At 73.2% G+C, this 17597-nt stretch carries 16 protein-coding genes; 4 read left to right on the top strand and 12 right to left on the bottom strand.

What is annotated here, in order from left to right:
- Positions 1-34 precede the first annotated feature (34 nt).
- The 4 genes from infB to rimP all read right to left on the bottom strand — a co-directional run bounded on the left by infB (position 35) and on the right by rimP (position 4945).
- A complete protein-coding gene (gene infB / locus DI005_RS26135) occupies positions 35-2887 on the bottom strand; it encodes a translation initiation factor IF-2 (RefSeq protein WP_113643940.1) in 2853 nt (950 codons plus the stop codon).
- An 89-nt stretch (positions 2888-2976) separates the two neighbouring features.
- Complete coding sequence (locus DI005_RS26130) at positions 2977-3219, bottom strand: YlxR family protein (protein WP_233520324.1); 243 nt, start codon at positions 3217-3219, stop codon at positions 2977-2979.
- 140 nt (positions 3220-3359) lie between these two features.
- The gene (nusA, locus tag DI005_RS26125) at positions 3360-4409 is read right to left on the bottom strand and encodes a transcription termination factor NusA (RefSeq protein ID WP_112267257.1); all 1050 of its coding nucleotides are present in this window, start codon (positions 4407-4409) and stop codon (positions 3360-3362) included.
- Entirely contained in the window at positions 4406-4945 is a 540-nt protein-coding gene (rimP, locus tag DI005_RS26120) for a ribosome maturation factor RimP (RefSeq protein WP_112267259.1), read from the bottom strand. Before rimP ends, nusA begins: the two co-directional genes overlap by 4 nt.
- 100 nt (positions 4946-5045) lie before the next feature.
- Between rimP and DI005_RS26115 the strand changes: the two genes are divergently transcribed.
- The gene (locus DI005_RS26115; RefSeq protein ID WP_233520321.1) at positions 5046-5993 is read left to right on the top strand and encodes a ferritin-like domain-containing protein; all 948 of its coding nucleotides are present in this window, start codon (positions 5046-5048) and stop codon (positions 5991-5993) included.
- Between the two features lie 129 nt (positions 5994-6122).
- Here DI005_RS26115 and DI005_RS26110 read toward each other — a convergent pair whose 3' ends face one another.
- From DI005_RS26110 to DI005_RS26090, 5 genes are all read right to left on the bottom strand, one after another.
- Complete coding sequence (locus DI005_RS26110) at positions 6123-6782, bottom strand: hypothetical protein (protein ID WP_369973626.1); 660 nt, start codon at positions 6780-6782, stop codon at positions 6123-6125.
- A gap of 73 nt (positions 6783-6855) precedes the next feature.
- Complete coding sequence (locus DI005_RS26105) at positions 6856-7884, bottom strand: aminotransferase class V-fold PLP-dependent enzyme (RefSeq protein WP_112267260.1); 1029 nt, start codon at positions 7882-7884, stop codon at positions 6856-6858.
- Positions 7885-7894: 10 nt separating this feature from the next.
- On the bottom strand, positions 7895-9400 hold the full coding sequence (locus DI005_RS26100) for a PH domain-containing protein (protein WP_113643939.1): 1506 nt from the start codon (positions 9398-9400) through the stop codon (positions 7895-7897).
- A complete protein-coding gene (locus DI005_RS26095; RefSeq protein ID WP_112268269.1) occupies positions 9397-9879 on the bottom strand; it encodes a PH domain-containing protein in 483 nt (160 codons plus the stop codon). Before DI005_RS26095 ends, DI005_RS26100 begins: the two co-directional genes overlap by 4 nt.
- Before the next feature lie 53 nt (positions 9880-9932).
- Complete coding sequence (locus DI005_RS26090) at positions 9933-10880, bottom strand: threonine/serine dehydratase (RefSeq protein ID WP_113643938.1); 948 nt, start codon at positions 10878-10880, stop codon at positions 9933-9935.
- A gap of 71 nt (positions 10881-10951) precedes the next feature.
- Here DI005_RS26090 and DI005_RS26085 point away from each other — a divergent pair, with 71 nt between their 5' ends.
- Positions 10952-11881, top strand: coding sequence for a LysR substrate-binding domain-containing protein (locus DI005_RS26085; RefSeq protein WP_113643937.1), 930 nt, complete (start codon positions 10952-10954; stop codon positions 11879-11881).
- On the opposite strand, the gene DI005_RS26080 is transcribed toward DI005_RS26085, so the two are convergent.
- Positions 11835-12971: a CapA family protein gene (locus DI005_RS26080; RefSeq protein ID WP_113643936.1), complete on the bottom strand. Its 1137-nt coding sequence runs from the start codon at positions 12969-12971 to the stop codon at positions 11835-11837. The genes DI005_RS26085 and DI005_RS26080 overlap by 47 nt on opposite strands.
- 63 nt (positions 12972-13034) lie before the next feature.
- Positions 13035-14141: an MBL fold metallo-hydrolase gene (locus tag DI005_RS26075; protein ID WP_113643935.1), complete on the bottom strand. Its 1107-nt coding sequence runs from the start codon at positions 14139-14141 to the stop codon at positions 13035-13037.
- Positions 14142-14258: 117 nt separating this feature from the next.
- Here DI005_RS26075 and DI005_RS26070 point away from each other — a divergent pair, with 117 nt between their 5' ends.
- Both DI005_RS26070 and DI005_RS26065 read left to right on the top strand, forming a co-directional pair.
- Entirely contained in the window at positions 14259-15200 is a 942-nt protein-coding gene (locus DI005_RS26070) for an AraC family transcriptional regulator (RefSeq protein ID WP_113643934.1), read from the top strand.
- Positions 15201-15236: 36 nt separating this feature from the next.
- On the top strand, positions 15237-15989 hold the full coding sequence (locus DI005_RS26065) for a maleylpyruvate isomerase family mycothiol-dependent enzyme (RefSeq protein ID WP_113644020.1): 753 nt from the start codon (positions 15237-15239) through the stop codon (positions 15987-15989).
- Between the two features lie 6 nt (positions 15990-15995).
- On the opposite strand, the gene DI005_RS26060 is transcribed toward DI005_RS26065, so the two are convergent.
- Positions 15996-17546, bottom strand: a complete 1551-nt coding sequence (locus DI005_RS26060) for an AMP-binding protein (protein WP_113643933.1) — start codon at positions 17544-17546, stop codon at positions 15996-15998.
- Positions 17547-17597: the final 51 nt, after the last annotated feature.

Below are 17597 nucleotides of genomic sequence, written 5' to 3'. Positions count from 1 at the left end.
GGACTCGCGTCCCCGCCCAGCCGATCCGTCCACGTCACTCGCGCGGCTTCTCGCGCTGCTCGTAGGTCTCGATCACGTCGTCGACCTTGATGTCCGAGAACCTGCCGAGCGTCAGACCGCACTCGTAGCCGTCCCGGACCTCCACCACGTCGTCCTTGAACCGGCGCAGCGAGTTGACCGGCAGGTCCTGGGCCACCACGACGTTGTCGCGGAGCAGGCGCGCCTTGGCGTTGCGCCTGATCTGGCCCGAGACGACGAGGCAACCGGCGATCGTGCCGTGCTTGGAGGACTTGAAGACCTCGCGAACCTCGGCGCGGCCGAGCTCGACCTCCTCGTACTCCGGCTTGAGCATGCCCTTGAGGGCCTGCTCGATCTCCTCGATCGCCTGGTAGATCACCGTGTAGTACCGGACGTCGACGCCCTCGCGGGTGGCCCGCTCGGTCGCCTTGCCCTGTGCCCGCACGTTGAACCCGAGGACGATCGCGTCGGAGGCCGTCGCGAGGTCGATGTCGCTCTCCGTGACGCCACCAACGCCGCGGTGGACGACGTTGAGCTCGACCTCGTCACCCACGTCGATCTGCATGAGCGACGCCTCGAGGGCCTCGACGGTACCCGAGTTGTCACCCTTGATGATCAGGTTGAGGGTGTTGGTCTCCTTCAGCGCGGAGTCCAGGTCCTCCAGGCTGACGCGCTTGCGCTTGGCCGCGTTCTCCGCGTTGCGGATGCGGGCCTGGCGGCGCTCGGCGATCTGCCGGGCCACCCGGTCCTCCTCCACCACGAGGAACGTGTCACCGGCGCGCGGCACCGAAGTGAAGCCGATGACCTGCACCGGACGCGACGGCGTCGCCTCGGTGACGTCGCGGTTGTACTCGTCGACCATGCGGCGCACACGGCCGTAGGCGTCGCCGGCGACCACGGAGTCGCCCATGCGCAGCGTGCCGCGCTGGACCAGCACCGTCGCCACCGGACCGCGCCCGCGGTCGAGGTGCGCCTCGATCGCGACACCCTGGGCCTCCATGTCCGGGTTGGCCCTGAGGTCCAGCGCCGCGTCGGCCGTCAGCAGGATCGCCTCGAGCAGCCCGTCGATGTTGATGTTCTCGCGCGCCGAGATGTCGACGAACATCGTGTCGCCGCCGTACTCCTCGGCGATGAGGTTGTACTCGGTGAGCTGCTGCCGGATCTTCTGAGGGTTCGCACCCTCCTTGTCGATCTTGTTGACCGCGACCACGATCGGCGCCTTGGCGGCCTGCGCGTGGTTGATGGCCTCCACCGTCTGCGGCATGACGCCGTCGTCGGCGGCGACCACGATCACCGCGATGTCGGTGGCCTGCGCACCGCGGGCACGCATGGCGGTGAACGCCTCGTGACCAGGGGTGTCGATGAAGGTGATGAGCCGGGGGTCGCCCTCCAGCTCGGTCTCCACCTGGTAGGCACCGATGTGCTGGGTGATGCCACCGGCCTCGCCCTCGTGGACCTTCGTCTTCCGGATCGTGTCCAGCAGGCGGGTCTTACCGTGGTCGACGTGACCCATGACGGTCACGACCGGCGGCCGGACCTGCAGGTCCTCCTCGTCACCGGCGTCCTCGCCGTAGGTGATGTCGAAGGCCTCGAGCAGCTCGCGGTCCTCCTCCTCGGGGCTGACCACCTGGACGTTGTAGTTCATCTCCGTGCCGAGCAGCTCGAGCACGTCCTCGGAGACGGACTGTGTCGCGGTGACCATCTCGCCGAGGTGGAACAACACCTGCACCAGCGAGGCCGGGTTGGCGTCGATCTTCTCCGCGAAGTCGGTCAGCGAGGCACCCCGCGGCAGCCGGATCGTCTCGCCGTTGCCCTTGGGCAGGCGGACGCCACCGACGCTCGGCGCCTGCATGTTCTCCATGTACTCCTGGCGCTTCTGCCGCTTCGACTTGCGGCCCTTGCGCGAGGGACCACCGGGACGGCCGAACGCGCCGGCCGCGCCACCGCGGCCACCGGGACCGCCACGGCCACCGGGACCGCCGCGGAAACCGCCGCCACCGCCACCGCCGGCGGGAGCGCCACCGGGGCCGCCGCGGAAGCCGCCGCCGCCGCCGCCACCGCCGCGGAAGCCGCCACCGCCACCGCCGCCACCGCCACCGCGGGGTCCGCCGCGGCCGGCACCGGCGCCACCGCCGGGTCCACCACGGCCACCGGGGCCACCGCGGCCACCGGGACCGCCCGCGGGACGGGCGGGACGAGTCGGCATCATGCCGGGGTTCGGGCGCGGCGGCATGCTGCCGGGGCTCGGCCGGTTGCCACCGGGAGCACCGCCACGAGGGCCGCCCGCCGGGCGGTCGCCGCCGGGACGCGGGCCACGCTCACCCTGCTGGCCTCCGCCGGGACGCGGCGGGGCCGGGCGCGGAGCCGGCGAACCGGAGCCGACGCCGAACGGGTTGTTGCCCACCCTGGGCGGCCTCGGGCCCGGCTTCGGACCGGGCTTGGGGCCCTGCGGCTTCGGCGGAACGACCGAGCCGCCGGAGGGCTGCTGCTGTTGCTGCTGGGGCTCCTGCCTGGGCGGAGCCGCCTTCGCCGCCGGGGCCTGCTCTTCCGGGCGCTGGGCCGGAGGCTTCGGGCCCGGCTTGGGACCCGGCTTCGGAGCCGGGGGCCCTGGGCGCGCCTGCTGCTGCGGCCCGGACGGCTTCGCGGCGGGCGCGGAGCCGTTCCCACCGGCAGCGGACGACCGCCCACCGCGGCCACCCTTGCCTTCCCTGGCGGCGAACGCGTCGCGCAGCCGACGGGCGACGGGCGCCTCGACGGTGGACGACGCTGACTTCACGAACTCGCCCTGCTCCTTCAGCTTGGCGAGTACTTCCTTGCTCGTGACACCGAGCTCTTTCGCGAGCTCATGCACGCGGGCCTTGCCTGCCACTGCTCTCCTCAACTGATGAGGTCTGACAGGCAGCACCCGCAGACCTCGTCCTATCGTCGCGCGTTCATGGCTTCAGCTTCACGGCTGACTCATGACGGGTCGACCTGCTTCCTTGTTCCGACTCGGACCCGGGAAGGTCCCGTGTCCTCACTCTTCGCGAACCGCTCCAGGTGTTGCCGCAGGCCCTCGGCCTCGAGCGGCCCCTGGACCCTGAGGGCCCTGGGGAACGCCCGCCGCCGTTCGGCCTTGGCGAGACACCCCGGATCGAGATGCAACCAAGCACCGCGTCCCGGGAGGCGCCGACGTTCGTCGACGACCAGTGCCCCGTCCACCGCGACCACGCGCAGCAGCTCGCTGATCAACGCCCGCCGTCGACACCCCACACAGGTACGGATCGGTGTCTCTCCGTGACCCTGGCGTGCGGAATCCGACCGCGGGCGCTGCACCACTTCCCAGTTTAGCCCGTGGCCTGTCACTCAGCCGAACCGGTTGCCGCCGCGTGTGGCGACTCGTCCGGCGTGACCGGCCGCTGGCCGGCGCCCGCCTCCGGAGCCGCGTCGCTGCGGATGTCGATCCGCCATCCGGTCAGCCGCGCGGCGAGGCGCGCGTTCTGCCCTTCCTTGCCGATGGCCAGGGACAACTGGAAGTCGGGGACGACGACCCGCGCCGTCTTGGCGCGCTCGTCCACGACCTTGACCGACACAACCTTCGCGGGCGAGAGCGCATTCCCGACGAAGCGGGCCGGGTCGTCGGAGTGGTCGATGATGTCGATCTTCTCACCACCGAGCTCGCTCATGACGTTGCGCACACGCGCACCCACCGGACCGATGCACGCGCCCTTGGCGTTGACGCCGGGGACGGTCGACCGGACGGCGATCTTCGACCGGTGCCCCGCCTCACGTGCCACGGCCGCGATCTCCACCGTGCCGTCGGCGATCTCGGGGACCTCGAGCGCGAACAGCTTGCGGACGAGGTTCGGGTGCGTGCGCGACAACGTGATCTGCGGGCCCCGCGCGCTGCGCGACACCCCGACCACGTAGGCCTTGATCCGGCTGCCGTGCTGGTAGGACTCGCCGGGCACCTGCTCGGCGGCGGGCAGCACGCCCTCGGTGTCACCGACCTGGACGATCACCATCCCTCGGGCGTTGGCGCGCGCGTCACGCTGGATCACGCCGGCGACGATCTCGCCCTCCTTCGCGGAGAACTCGCCGTAGGTCTTCTCGTGCTCGGCGTCCCGGAGCCGCTGCAGGATCACCTGCCGCGCGGTGGTGGCGGCGATCCGGCCGAAGCCCTCGGGCGTGTCGTCCCACTCCTCGGCGACCTCACCGTTCTCGTCGAGGGTGCGCGCGAGCACGCGGACGTAGCCGGTCTTGCGGTCGATGTCGATCTTGGCGTGGGGCTGGTGGCCCTCGGTGTGCTTGTACGCCGTGAGGAGGGCGGTCTCGATCGCCTCCAGCACCGTGTCGAAGGGGATGTCCTTGTCGCGTTCGATCGCGCGCAACGCCGCGATGTCGACGTTCACCTCGACTCCTCCTTCGGTCCCGCGTTCTCGTCGATCTTGCCGCAGGCGTCGGCTTCCAGCAGCTTGAGCTCCTCCGCCGGGGGTTGCTTGAACTCGATCTCGATGACCGCCTTGGCCACGTCGGCGTAGCGGACGTCGCGGACGGTCCCGTCGACGAGCACCCGCGCCGAGTTCTCCCCCGCCTCGCCGACTCTGCCGACGAACTCGGCGCCCTCCGTGGGAGTGACGCGGACGAGGCGGAACTTCGCGCGGCGCCAGTGGCGCCGGGAGGTGAGTGGGCGGTCGACGCCCGGTGAGGTGACCTCGAGGGTGTACGCGCCCGCGATCAGGTGGTCGTGGGCGTCGAGCACCGCGGAGACCGCCCTGCTGACCTCGGCGACCTCGTCGAGGCCGACCCCGTCGTCGCCGTCGACGACGACCTTGACCAGCTTGCGCCTGCCTGCCTGCTGCACGTCGAGCGCGTCGAGATCGAAACCCGCGGCCGTGACGGCCTCGGCCACGACGGGCTCCAGCCGGCTGGCGAGTTCGTTGGGCACCGTGATGCTCCTGTTGTCCTATTCGAAGTGGTGGTCCAGCTTATCGTGCCTGGGCCGGGTCTCGCCGACCAGCAGGCACCGCCTGGCAGGATGGCTCACCGTGACCTCCCGTGCCCCGCTGAACCGGCGTGCCCTTCTGCGTGGCGCGGCGCTGGCCGCCCTGGCGATCCCCGTGGCGGCCACCGCCTCCGCCTGCGACACCGGTTACGACGACAGCCCCGACCCGCTGCTGCCCCTCCTCGAGCAGGCCGAGGCCGACGCCGCCGCGGCGAGCGCGCTCGCCGGGTCGGACCCCGGCGTCGCCGAGCTCGCCCGCCAGGTGGCCACGGCGAGGACGACGCAGGCCGACGCGCTGCGCACCGAGGTAGACCGGCTCAACAAGCCGAGGCCAGAGCAGAGCACCCCGCCGTCGCGGAGCGTGGCCGACGTCGCGGCGCTGGCGCGGCGCCTCGCGGACGCGCGCGAGCGGGCCGCCGGGCTGGTGCCGGGGTTGCCGGCGTACCGCGCGGGCCTGGTCGGCTCGGTCGCGGCGGGCTGCGCCGCCGTGCAGCAGCTGGCGCCCGAGCTGGGGGCTGGGCAACCGGGCGAGGTGGAGCGGCCGTCGACCGGGTCGCTTCCTGCCGAGGCGGTGGACGCGCTGCAGCAGGCGCTCGCGGCCGAGCACGCGGCCGTGTGGGTGTACGGGCTCGTGAGCGCGTTCCTGCCCGCCGACTTCGAGAAGGGCCTCGGCGCGGGCGCCGCCGCGCACCGCGACCGCCGCGACGCGTGCGAGCGGGTGCTCACCGGCGCGGGCGCCGACCCACGACCGCCCGAGCCCGCCTACCCGCCGCCGGAGCCGGTGACCGACGAGGCGTCGGCGGCCAGGCTGGTCGTCACGGCCGAGACCGACGCGGCCTCGGCGTGGCACGGCGTGCTGGAGCGCACCGACGACGCCGCGCTGCGCAGACTCGCCACCCAGGCCCTGATCGGCTCCGCCACCCGCTGCACGAGCTGGCGGATGGAGGCGGGCGAGCAGCCCGCCGCGGTGGCCCTGCCCGGCCGCACGTGACCCCACCCCGGCACCGGCCTGCCCCTACTCCGCGCCGCGGTGCTGTTTCAACGCAGTGAAGGCCACCATGCCTGCGCTCAACGCAGTGAAGGTGGCCTTCACTGCATTCGGGCGGGCCTGGTGGGTGGGTCAGGCGTGGGCGTCGGCCAGCCGGAGGGCGTCGGTGCCGATGCGCGCCAGCAGCTCGTCGTCGGTGTGGTCGGCGTAGAAGGCCGCCTCCACGATGGTCACCTCGGTGCCCTCGGCGCGGGACTCGTACTCGCCCTGCGCGACGTTCGGCGCACCGGGCAGCGACACCGTCTCGTCGCGGACGAGGTCGTTGACGTTGCCCGTGCCGTCGGTGTCGGTGACGGCCTTGAGCTGTTGCGCCCCGCCTGCGTCGGGCATGGTCACCACCACCACGGACACGAGCGCGCGGGCGTCGCCGCTCTCCGTGGTGTAGAGCGCGCGGGACACCTGCTCGCACGGGTGGTCGGCGAACCAGTCCGCGACGTCGCCGTAGGAATTGCCGGCGCAGTCATCCGACACCTCGGGGCCCGCGACGGTGGTGTAGTCGAACTCGCCGCTGGTGAGCGGGTCCTCGGCCGCCTGCGTCGGTTCGGTGGGCGGCGGCTCCTCTCCCGGCGAGCGGACGAACCACCACACGAGCCCGGCCACGAGCGCGACGGCGACCAGGCCCGCGCCCCGCAGCAGCCTGCTCGGCCCTCCGCCACGGCCCGGCTGCTGCGGAGACTGCCGGAGTTGCCGCTGGGGTGGTGGCGGCGGATACTGCTGCCGGACCGCGCCCATCGGCGCGGTGTCGCTCACTCCGGGGTTGTACCGCTGCTGTCCAGCCACGCAACCGGACGGTAGTCGACGCGCGTCACGCCAGAGCGTCCAGCACCCGCTCGACGTCCTCGACGGTGTTGTAGAGGTGGAAACCGACGCGAATCCGGCCCGCTCGCAGGCTCGCCCTCACCCCCGCCTCGCTCAGGCGCGGCCCCGCGTTCTCCACGGCCAGTGCGACGATGGCGCTGCCGGCGGGCGGCAGGCCGAGCCCGGACCGGAGACGGTCGGCGAGTCCCGTGCAGTGGGCGTGGACGGCCTTGCGGTCGAGCGAGGTGAGGTACCGCAGCGACACCGCGGCACCGGCGAAGCAGAGCCAGGCCGGGGAGAGGTCGTAGCGGCGCGGGCCCTCGGCGAGCCGCAGGGGCAGCCCGTAGACGGCCTGCCAGGGGTCCTCGCCCGCGTACCAGTTGGCGGCGACGGGCACGCCGCGCTCCAGCACGCGCGGGTGCACGGCGAGCCACGCGGCCCCTCGCGGCGCGAGCAGCCATTTGTACGAACCACCGACAACCCAGTCGGCCCACTCCAGTTCCAGCGGCAGCCAGCCCGCCGCCTGGGTCACGTCGAGCAGCACGGGGACACCGGCGGACGCGGCGGAGTCGCGCAGCGCGGCGAGGTCCACCAGGGCGCCGTCCGCCGACTGTGCCACGCTCACGGCGACGAGATCGTGTCCCTCCACTGTGGACGGAAGGTCGGCGAGGGGAACCTCCCGAACGGTGACGCCGCGGTGCCGATGCGCCGCGAACGGGAAGGTGACGCTCGTGAACTCCTGCTCGGCCACGAGCACACTGGCGCCGTCCGGAAGGCCCGCGGCGACCACCGAGATCGCCTGCGACACGCTCCCGCCGATGGCGACCCGGTCGGCTGGCACGCCGGTGAGCGTCGCGAACCCCTCCCGCGAGGTGTGCACGGCGGCGTCGAAGTCGGGCGGCGCGTCCGCGCCGGTGCGCCAGCGCGCGACCGTTTCGGCGACGGCGTCGGCGACGTGGGCGGGTGGGATGCCGATGCTGGGCGTGTTGAGGTAACCGGGCGGGACGTCGAAGTCCGCGTCGAAGGCATGCCGCATGCCACCGACACTAGCCGCGTTCGAGGAAGGGACCGAAGAGATCGGGAACGGCCGACTCGGCGAAGGAGAGCCCGTCGCTCTCGCCGACGTCGTGGACCGAGTAGGCGCCCGTGCCGGCCGCGGTGGTCGCCGTGAGGGTCAGCAGGCCCTTGCGGCGCTGGAAGATCGACTGCCGGGCCGTCCAGCCGATCACCCCGCGGCGTTGCAGCGCGACCGTGCCCCGGCGCACCGTGCCGCTGCGTGCGACGAGGTAGTCGCCGGTGAGACCGTGGCCGAGGTTGCGGTAGGCGTCGATCGCGAGCACGACGGCGACCGGGACGAGCACGACCGCGCAGATCCACGCCAGGTGCAGCAGCACCTCCACCGAGAGCAGCCAGCCCAGCACGAGCAGCGGCGCCACCACCGCGGCGACGCACGCGAGGCCCCAGCGGACCCGCCTGCCGCGCGCCGCGACCGGGTGCGGCCGCAGCCGGACCGCCGAGGTCGGCGACACGTCCTCACGCAGAACCTCCGCCGCCACACGGTCCGCCACGTCCCTCGGCGCCGAGGGCAGCAGGGTCTTGTGGTCGGTCTTCTCGCTCTCCTTCTGCTTCGCCAGGCCCGTCGCGACGGCGTCGACCCTGGCCGCGCCCACGAGCCGGTTGCCGAGCGGCTCGACGAGCTCGACGCCGCGCAGCCGCCGCTCCTCCAGCGAGATCGAGCGGGACGTGAGCAGTCCCCTGCGCACCCGCAGGGTGCCGCCGGGTTCCCGTTCGAGGCGGTACTGCCACCACATCTCCACGAACAGCCCGGTCGCGCCGATGACGCCGACGACCATGCCGATCACCACGAGCACGAGGATGGCCGCCACCAGCGGCAGGTCCCGCATCCGGTCGATCGTCCAGGTGATCACGCCCTCCTGCAGGCCGAACCACTCGGCGACCTGGAGCACGGCGCCGAACGCCGCGACGCCGAGCGTGGGCGTCACGAAGGACATCGGCGCGAAGCGGACCCAGCCGAGGTCGATGGCCGCAAGCACACCGTTGCGGCGACCGTCCCCTGTCCCGGAGGGGGTGCGGTCGAGCAGCTCCGTCCGCAGCCGCTCCCCCTCGGCCTTGCTCACCGGGTACAGCGCCAGCGAGGTTCCCGTTCCGGTCTGCTCGCCCGTACCGATCTTGACGGTCACCAGGCCGAAGAACCGCAGCAACAGGTTCGCGGTGAGGTCGACGCTGCGGATGCGCTCGCGGGAGAGCGAGCGGCGCGAGCGCACGAGGATGCCCTTGTGCAGCTCGACGCGGTCGGTCAGCACGCGGTAGCGGGTCTTGTGCCAGCGCAGGTGGTCGGCGAGGGCCACCACGCCGACGATCAGCAGCGCGGCCGGCACGATTATGGCCAACGCGAGCCAGGGCGAGGTCGCGCCGCCGACACCGATACCGGTCGGCACCCCGGCGACGACGCACACGCCCGCGGCGTTGAGGGTGTTGACGATGACGGTGCGCCGGTCGAGCCGTTGCCAGGCGACCTCGGAGGTCGTCACGTGGCATCACCGGGTGTCGCGTGCGTGGTCTCGGTCAGCTGCCGCACGAGGTCCGAGGCCAGCTCGTGGTCCAGACCGGGGATCTTCACGGCGCCCTTGGCCGATGCGGTGGTGACCGTGACGGTCGCCAGCCCGAAGTACTGCTCCAGCGGCCCGCGCTGGGTGTCCACGGTCTGGATGCGCGACATCGGCGCCACGCGCCACTCCTGCCACACCGCGCCCGTGCGGGTGTAGACGGCCTCGTCGGTGACCTCCCAGCGGTGTACGCGGTACCACCACAGCGGCATGCCGATCGCGAGCGGCACGATCACCACCATGATCGCCACCGCGGGAGCGAGCAACCAGAACCGCGCTCCCGGCAGCAGGATGCCGAGCACCACGAGCACCAGCACGGGAACCGCCCAGAACACGAGGATTCCGGCGCGCCACCACGCCACGGCCCTGCGGTCGACCTGATTGCGCGGAGGGCGCAGCCGCATCCGGGCGCCCTCCCCCTGAGACGTCCCCGACACCCGATTCCTCCCGGTTCCCCCTACGAGTGGCTGGAGGTTAGCACCTCCGCCAGTGCTGGGAGTGCGATGTTGCGGCCCGACACCACGACCACGACCGGGTGCTCCGTGTGGACCTTCCCGGCCAGCACCGCGGCGAGCGCGGCGGCGCCCGCGCCCTCGGCGACGAGGCCGTGCGCGCTCGCGAGGTGCCGCAGCGCCGCGTGCAGTTCGGGCTCGGTGACGGTGAGCAGCTCGTCGACGTGCTTGGCGACGAGGTCGATCGTCACCGAGCCCGGTTCGAGGTTCGCGGCGATGCCGTCGGCGAGCGTGGGACCGACCTCGATCGGCACCTGGTGGCCCGCGCGCACGGCCGCCGCCATGGAGGGAGCGGCGGCGGACTCGACGCCGACGAGCCGGACGTCGTCGCGGCCGGCCGCCCACAGCCCGATGCCGGAGATCAGCCCGCCACCGCCGACGGCGCAGACGACCGTGAGCGGGCCGGAGGTCTGCGTGGCCAGCTCGTGGCCGAGCGTGCCCTGGCCGGCGATCACGTCGGGGTCGTTGTACGGGGACACGTACCGGGCGCCGCGGGCGGCGAGTTCCAGCGCGTGTGCCTCCGCCTCGGCGTAGGAGGATCCGGTGCGCACCAGCTCGACGTCGAAGGCCCGCAGGGCGGCGACCTTCGCGGGTGAGGCGTTGCCGGGCACCACGACGGTGGCGCGCCTGCCCAGCCGCGTGGCGGCGAACGCGACGCCGAGCCCGTGGTTGCCGGCCGAGGCGGTGACCACGTGGTCGTCCTGCCCGGCACCGGCCAGCGCGGTGAGCGCGCCACGCACCTTGAACGAGCCGGTGGGCTGCATGGTCTCCAGCTTGAGCGCGGGACCGGGCGGCGCAGTCACGAGCGGGGTCGGCGGCAACGTCGCGCGGACGATCTCCCACGCGCGCTCGACGTCCTGCGGAACCGGGGTGCGTACCTCACGATGTGCCATGTGCTCAGCCTGCGCCCGGCGGCAGGGTCGCTACCAGGGCGGGCTTCTACGGCTGAGCGTAAGCTTTCGTTGTGCTCGATCCTCGTCGGCTACGGCTGCTGCGCGATGTCGCGAGAACCGGCTCCATCGCCGGTGCGGCGCAGCGGGACGGCCGCACGGCCGCGGCGGCGTCGCAGCAGCTCGCCGCACTGGAGCGGCAGACCGGCGTGCGGCTGCTCGAACGCGGCGCCCGCAGCGTGCGGCTCACCGAGGCCGGCCGGGTGTTGGCGGAGCACGCCGACCGGGTTCTGTCCGAACTGGACAGTGCGGAGCAGGCGCTGCTGTCCGTGGCGGGTCTGCGCGGCGGCAGGTTGCGGGTGTCGGTGTTCGGCACGGCGGCCGGTTTCACCGTCCCGGCGCTGGGCGCGTTCCAGCGGCGCCATCCCGGAGTGGAGCTGACGTTCGTGGAGCTGGAGCCCGAGGAGGCCGTGCCGGCCGTGCGCGCGGGCGAGGTGGACCTTGCCGTGACGCACCAGTACGCCCAGCTGCCCAAGCCGGACCTGCGCGGGCTGCGGCAGACGCCGCTGCGCAGCGAACGGCTGCTGCTCGCCGTGCCGCCGAGCCTGCGCCCCGGCGACGAGAGCCCGGTGCGGCTGCGTGACTACGCGGGCGCGCGGTGGATAGCTCCCCGTCCGGTCGCCGGTTTCCAGGCGGTGGTGGAGCTGACGTGCCGGGCGGCGGGGTTCGAGCCGAAGGTCGGTTTCCGCACCGACAACTTCGACACGATGCGGACCCTCGTGGCCGCGGACTTCGGCGTCGCGCTGGTGCCGGAGCCGGCGGCGGTGCCGACGCAGGGCGTGACGTTCCTCGAGGTGGCCAGGCCGACGCAGCTCGCGCGGGAGGTGCACGCGACCACGCGCGCGGGCAGCACCTCACCAGCCGTCGAGCAGCTGCTGGAGTTGCTGGTGGAGCGGGTCAGCGCCCCGGGCGGGTCAGCCCCTCGCCGGCGGCGCCCCGGCTGAGCACGATCTCGTCGGTGCGCCGCAGCGCCTCGGCGCGGCGGGCGTCCGGCGCGGCGGCGGTGAGGTCGGTGAGCCGGATCGGAGGGCCCAGCTCCACGAGCGTCGGGACGTACTCGGCGGAGGTGACCCGCCAGGTCCCGTCCTCGCGTGTGAACTCGAACCGCGACGCGATGCCCTCCTCGGACACGCCCTTCGGTTCCTCGTGCCGGGCCACCGAGTTGCCGTGGCCGTAGGCGACCCACTTGTCGCCGATGCGCTCGATGGGCTGCACGACGTGGGCGTGGTGGCCGAGGATCAGGTCGACGGAGCCGCCGGTGAGCAGCTGTTCGGCCAGCTCCCGCTGCTCCTGCGTCGGATCGTGGACGTACTCCTCGCCCCAGTGCAGGCTCGCGAGCACCACCTCGGCGCCGGCCTCGCGGGCGGCGCGCGCGGCCTCGGTCACGGCCTCGGCGTCGAGCGGGTTCGACATCCACGGCTTGCCGTCGGGCAGCTCGAAGCCGTTGAAGCCGAACGTGAACGAGACGTGGCCGACCTTGACGCCCCCGACGTCGTAGACGAGCGGGGTCGCGGCCTCCCGCTCGGTGCGGGCGGAGCCCGTGTGCCGCAGCCCGGCCTCGTCGAGCGCGTCGAGCGTGTGCGTGACGCCCTCCTCGCCCTGGTCGAGGACGTGGTTGGAGGCCGTGGAGCAGCCGTCGTAGCCGACGTCGGCGAGGTCGCCCGCCAGCTCGGGCGGCGAGCTGAACTGTGGGTAGCCGCTGTAGGGGCCGCCGTCCGGGGAGAGCGGCACCTCCAGGTGGCACAGGGCGAGGTCGGCGCCGGACACGAGCGGTCGCACGCCCTCGAAGAGCGGTCCGTAGTCGAAGTCGTCGGCTTTCCCGCCCGCCTCGGCGGCGGCCTGGTCGGTGAGCGGCGGGTGGATGAGCACGTCACCGGTGGCGACGACGCTGAACGACTCCGGCCGCGCACTCGTCGACGGCGGCGCGCTCGCCTCCGGTGACGGCTGGACGGGCTTCTGCTCGGCGGGCGGGGAGCTGCAGGCGCCTGCCACGAGCGCCACGCCCAGTACCGCACACGCGGCACGACGCATCATCGATCAGCCTTTCGGGGACGGCGTCGCCATCCTGCCCGGTTACCCCGCGTGATCAGGACGTGGTCAGGTGAGCGTCTGCCACCAGGCCTCGACCTGCTGGGCGCCTCGCTGGGCGGCGACGTCGATCCGCTCCCCGGGACGTGGGATCGCCATGGTCACTCCCCGTGCCTTGGCTTCCTTCCACGCCCGGTCCACCGGGTCGGTCCAGCCGTGCGGGGCCAGGTTGAACGTGCCCCAGTGGACCGGGACGAGCAACCCGCCGCGCACGTCGACATGGGCCGCGACCCCTTCCTCCGGGAGCATGTGGATGTCGGGCCAGCTGGGTGCGTAGGCGCCGATCTGGATGAGCGTCGCGTCGAACGGGCCGTGGTCGCGCCCGATGTCGGCGAAGCCGGGGAAGTAACCGGTGTCGCCGCTGTAGAAGACCCGGTGCCGGGGCCCGGCGATCGTCCACGAGGCCCACAGCGTGTTGTTGCGCTTGAAGCCCCGTCCGGAGAAGTGCTGGGCAGGCGTGGCGACCAGCCGCACGCCCGCCACCTCGGTCTCACCTCCCCAGTCGAGCTCGACGATGCGGGACTCGGGCACCCGCCAGCGCCGCAGGTGGGCCCCGACGCCCAGCGGAACGACGAATGGCGCGTCCTGCAACCTCGTGAGCCTGCGCACCGTGGGCATGTCGAGGTGGTCGTAATGGTCATGAGAGATCACGATGGCGTCGAGCCGGGGCAGGTCCTCGAGCCGGTGCGGCGCCGGGTGCAGACGGCGCGGGCCGAGCAGCCGCGACGGTGACGCGCGGTCGCTCCACAACGGATCGAGCAGCACCCGCACTCCGTCGAGCTCGACGAGCGTCGAGGCGTGGCCGAACCACGTGAGGTGCAGCCCCTCCGGGGGTGGGGTGCCGTCCGCGGCCAGCAGCGGCACGGTGCCTGCCGGGCGCCGCTGCCGCCCGCCGAAGAGGAACTCGCGCAGCGCGGCCTTGCCGCTGCCGGGCGGCAGCCAGCGCGGCGGAGCGGTGTTGCGGAACGCGCCGTCGCGGTACTGCGGCGAGTCCAGCAGCGACTCCGCCACCGGACGGCCGCCGAGCGCCGGAAGTACCCCTCGGGCGGCCAGCGCCGTTCCCACCGCGACGAACGTGCCCACTCCCGCGGCCACCACCGCGCGGATCCTCGCCATGTGCCAGTCCTTTCCCCTCGCCTGCCGGAATCAACGCGTGATCGGCGCGAGGTGTTCCGGCCGCTGCCCGGTCACGACTTCCGCCGCTACCCACGCCCCCCGGCTACTCTCGATCCCATGGACGCGCTGGGCCGCCTGCTCGACGGGCCGAGGGCACACGGCGCCTTCGTGCTGAGGGCACTGCTCGACCCGCCGTGGTCGATCCACGTGCGGGACCGGTCGCCGCTCACGCTCGTCGCGGTGGCGACGGGCGAGGCGTGGCTCGTGCCCGGCGACGGCGAGGCGGTGCGGCTGCGGGAGAACGACATCGCCCTGGTGCGCGGGCCGGAGCCGTACACGGTCGCCGACGACCCGGCCACCGAGCCGACGGTGATCGTGCATCCCGGGCAGCGCTGCACGACGCCGGACGGCGAGGAACTGTGTGAGGTGCTGCGGCTCGGGGTGCGCACGTGGGGCACCGGGGGTGACACGACGCTGCTCGTCGGCGCCTACGAGCTGCCGGGGGCGATCAGCCGGCGGCTGCTCGCCGCGTTGCCGGAGCGCCTGGTGCTGCCGCACGCGGAGTGGGAGTCGCCGCTGGTCCCGTTGCTGGCGGCCGAGATCGGCCGGGAGGAGCCGGGGCAGACCGTGGTGCTGGACCGGCTGCTGGACCTGCTCGTCATCACGGCGCTGCGGACGCATCTCGCCCGTGCGGACGCGGCGGGAAGTGCCTGGTACCACGCGCACAGCGACCCGGTGGTCAGCCACGCGCTCCGGCTGCTGCACGACAACCCCGCGCTGCCGTGGACGGTCGCCACGCTGGCGGCGAAGACGGGCGTGTCGCGGGCGGTGCTGGCGCGGCGGTTCACCGAGCTCGTGGGCGAGTCGCCCATGGCGTACCTGACGGGCTGGCGGCTTGCGCTGGCCGCCGACCTGCTACGCGAGCCGGACACGACCGTCGACGCGGTGGCCCGCAAGGTGGGCTACGGCAGCGCCTTCGCGCTCAGCACGGCGTTCAAGCGGGTCCGTGGCGTCAGCCCGCAGCAGCATCGCGACAGCACGGTGAGCTCCGTCGGCTGAGCGGGAAAGTCGGTGCCCGGTGCCATACTGCCGATCATGGACGTGGCCTCGTGGATCAGCGCGCTCGACGAAGCGGGCACCAGGCTCGCCGACACGGCGGAACGCACGGGTCTCGACGCCGACGTGCCGCCCTGTCCCGGCTGGCGGGTGCGGGACGTGCTGCGGCACACCGGCGGCGTGCACCGCTGGGCCACCACGTTCGTCGCGACCGGCCGCACCGAGCCGCTCCCGCTCGCCAACGCCGAGGACATCGTCGACGAGCTTCCCGGCGACGAGGAGCTGGTGCCGTGGTTCCGCGACGGGCACGCCGCGCTCGTCGCCGCGTTGCGCGCGGCACCGGAGGATCTGCAGTGCTGGACCTTCCTCAAGGCCGCGTCCCCGCTCGCCCACTGGGCGCGCCGCCAGGCCCATGAGACGACGGTCCACCGCGTGGACGTGGAGTCGGCGGCGGGCGCGGTGACCCCGGTGGACCCGGGCCTGGCCGCCGACGGCGTCGACGAGCTGCTCGCCTGCTTCGGCGTGCGCTCGCGGCGGCTGCGCCTCGACCCGCCGCGCACGCTGCACGTCCACGCCACCGACACCGGCGACCACTGGACGGCGCGGATCAGCACCGAGCGCGCGGTGGTGACCCGTGCCGAGCCCGAGGACAGTGCCGACAGCACGGTGCGCGGACCGGCCGAGCTGCTGTACCTCTCGCTGTGGAACCGGGCGCCGCTGCGCGGGCTGGAGGTCACCGGCGACGACACGGTCGTGGAGAAGTGGCCGCAGATCCACGCCATCCGGTGGTGAGACTCCTCAGCCGCGTTCCTTGAGCACGCGGCGCAGGATCTTGCCCGTCGGCGACTTGGGGATGGTGTCCACGAACTCGAGCGCCCGCACCTTCTTGTACGGGGCGACCCGCTCGGCGACCCAGCGGAGCACGTCGTCGGCCTCCACCCCCCGGCGCGCCACGACGAACGCCTTCGGGGCCTCGCCGCCCTCCGCGTGCGGCACGCCCACCACGGCGGCGTCGAGCACGCCGGGATGGCTCAGCAGCACGGCTTCCAGCTCCGCCGGGGCCACCTGGTAGCCCTTGTACTTGATCAGCTCCTTGAGCCGGTCGACGATCCAGAACACGCCGTCGTCGTCGACGCGGGCGATGTCGCCGGTGTGCAGCCAGCCGTCGGTGATGGTGCTCGCGGTGGCCTCGGGGTTGTCGAGGTAGCCGAGCATCACCTGCGGCCCGCGCACGAGCAGCTCGCCGTCCTCGCCTGGTGCGACGTCGGTGTCGGTGCCCGGCTGCACGAGCCGCGCCTCGGTGTTCGGAGACAGCCTGCCGACGCTGCCCGCCGGGGTGGTGGCGAAGGCGTCGTCGTACACCTGGTGGGTGCCGGGGCTCGCCTCGGTCATGCCGTAGCCCTGGCGGATGCGGCAGCCGAGTCGTCGCTCGGCGCGCTCGGTGACCTCGACGTCGAGCGGGGCGGCGCCGCAGAAGGCGTACCGCATTGCGGAGAGGTCGTAGTTCTCCACGTCCGGCGCGTTCGCCAGCGCCAGCACCATCGGAGGCGCGAAGTAGGCGCGGGTGACGCGGTGCTCGGCGAGCGCCGCGAGGTAGGCGTCCGGCTCGAACCTCGGGAGTGTCAGCACGGTCGCGCCGCCGAGCAGCCCGGAGTGCAGGATGATCGTGAAGCCGTAGATGTGGAAGAACGGCAGCACGGCGGCCTGCACGTCGCCGGGCCCGACCCGCCAGCCCGCCCGCGTCTGCACGAGGTTGGCGACGAGGTTGCGGTGGGTCAGCCGCACGCCCTTGGCGGCGCCCGTGGTGCCGCTGGAGAACGGCAGCACGGCCACGGCCGTTTCCGGGTCGAGGTCGAGCCGCGGTGCGGCGTTGCCCCCGGCGAGCAGCTCCGCGAAGGGGCGGGCACGCTCGTGCTCGCCGAGAACGTAGACGTGCTCGATGCCGTGCTCGCGGGCGACGTCGGCGGCCTTTTCCGCGACGGGCTCCGCCGTGACGAGCACCTTCGCGCGCGAGGCCCGCAGCTGCTTGCCGATCTCGCCTGCCGTGAGCACGGGGTTCATCGGCGTCACCGCCGCGCCCGCGCCGAGGGCGGCGTGCACCGCGAGCGCGTAGCGCGGCTGGTTGTGGCTGAGCAGGCCGACGACGTCGCCGGGGCCCACGCCGAGGGCGGCGAGCCCGCCCGCGCCCGCCTCGGCGCCCTCGGCCAGCTCGGCGTAGGTGAGCGTCTCCCCCGTCACGCCGTCGACGAGAGCGGGCTTGTCGCCGTGGCGCCCGGCCGTGCCGAGCACCAGCTCGGTGAGCGTGCCGCCGGGGATCTCCACATCGGGAAGGGGACTGCGGTAGATCAAGGTGACTCCTCGTCGAGCCGGGGGTGTCGGGAACGCAGAACTCGCGGTCCT

It is taken from the genome of Prauserella sp. PE36, assembly GCF_003311655.1.
Taxonomy (GTDB): Bacteria; Actinomycetota; Actinomycetes; order Mycobacteriales; family Pseudonocardiaceae; genus Prauserella_A; species Prauserella_A endophytica.
The sequence above is the reverse complement of the archived record's forward strand: the minus strand, read 5'-3'. Positions and strand labels throughout refer to the sequence as shown.

Bases quoted from the DNA above. Each gene is read 5' to 3' on its own strand.
- DI005_RS26090 (WP_113643938.1), bottom strand. From the start codon at position 10,880: ATGGCACATCGTGAGGTACGCACCCCGGTTCCGCAGGACGTCGAGCGC.
- DI005_RS26070 (WP_113643934.1), top strand. From the start codon at position 14,259: ATGGACGCGCTGGGCCGCCTGCTCGACGGGCCGAGGGCACACGGCGCC.
- DI005_RS26065 (WP_113644020.1), top strand. From the start codon at position 15,237: ATGGACGTGGCCTCGTGGATCAGCGCGCTCGACGAAGCGGGCACCAGG.
- DI005_RS26095 (WP_112268269.1), bottom strand. From the start codon at position 9,879: ATGCGGCTGCGCCCTCCGCGCAATCAGGTCGACCGCAGGGCCGTGGCG.
- DI005_RS26110 (WP_369973626.1), bottom strand. From the start codon at position 6,782: ATGGGCGCGGTCCGGCAGCAGTATCCGCCGCCACCACCCCAGCGGCAA.
- DI005_RS26080 (WP_113643936.1), bottom strand. From the start codon at position 12,971: ATGATGCGTCGTGCCGCGTGTGCGGTACTGGGCGTGGCGCTCGTGGCA.
- DI005_RS26075 (WP_113643935.1), bottom strand. From the start codon at position 14,141: ATGGCGAGGATCCGCGCGGTGGTGGCCGCGGGAGTGGGCACGTTCGTC.
- DI005_RS26105 (WP_112267260.1), bottom strand. From the start codon at position 7,884: ATGCGGCATGCCTTCGACGCGGACTTCGACGTCCCGCCCGGTTACCTC.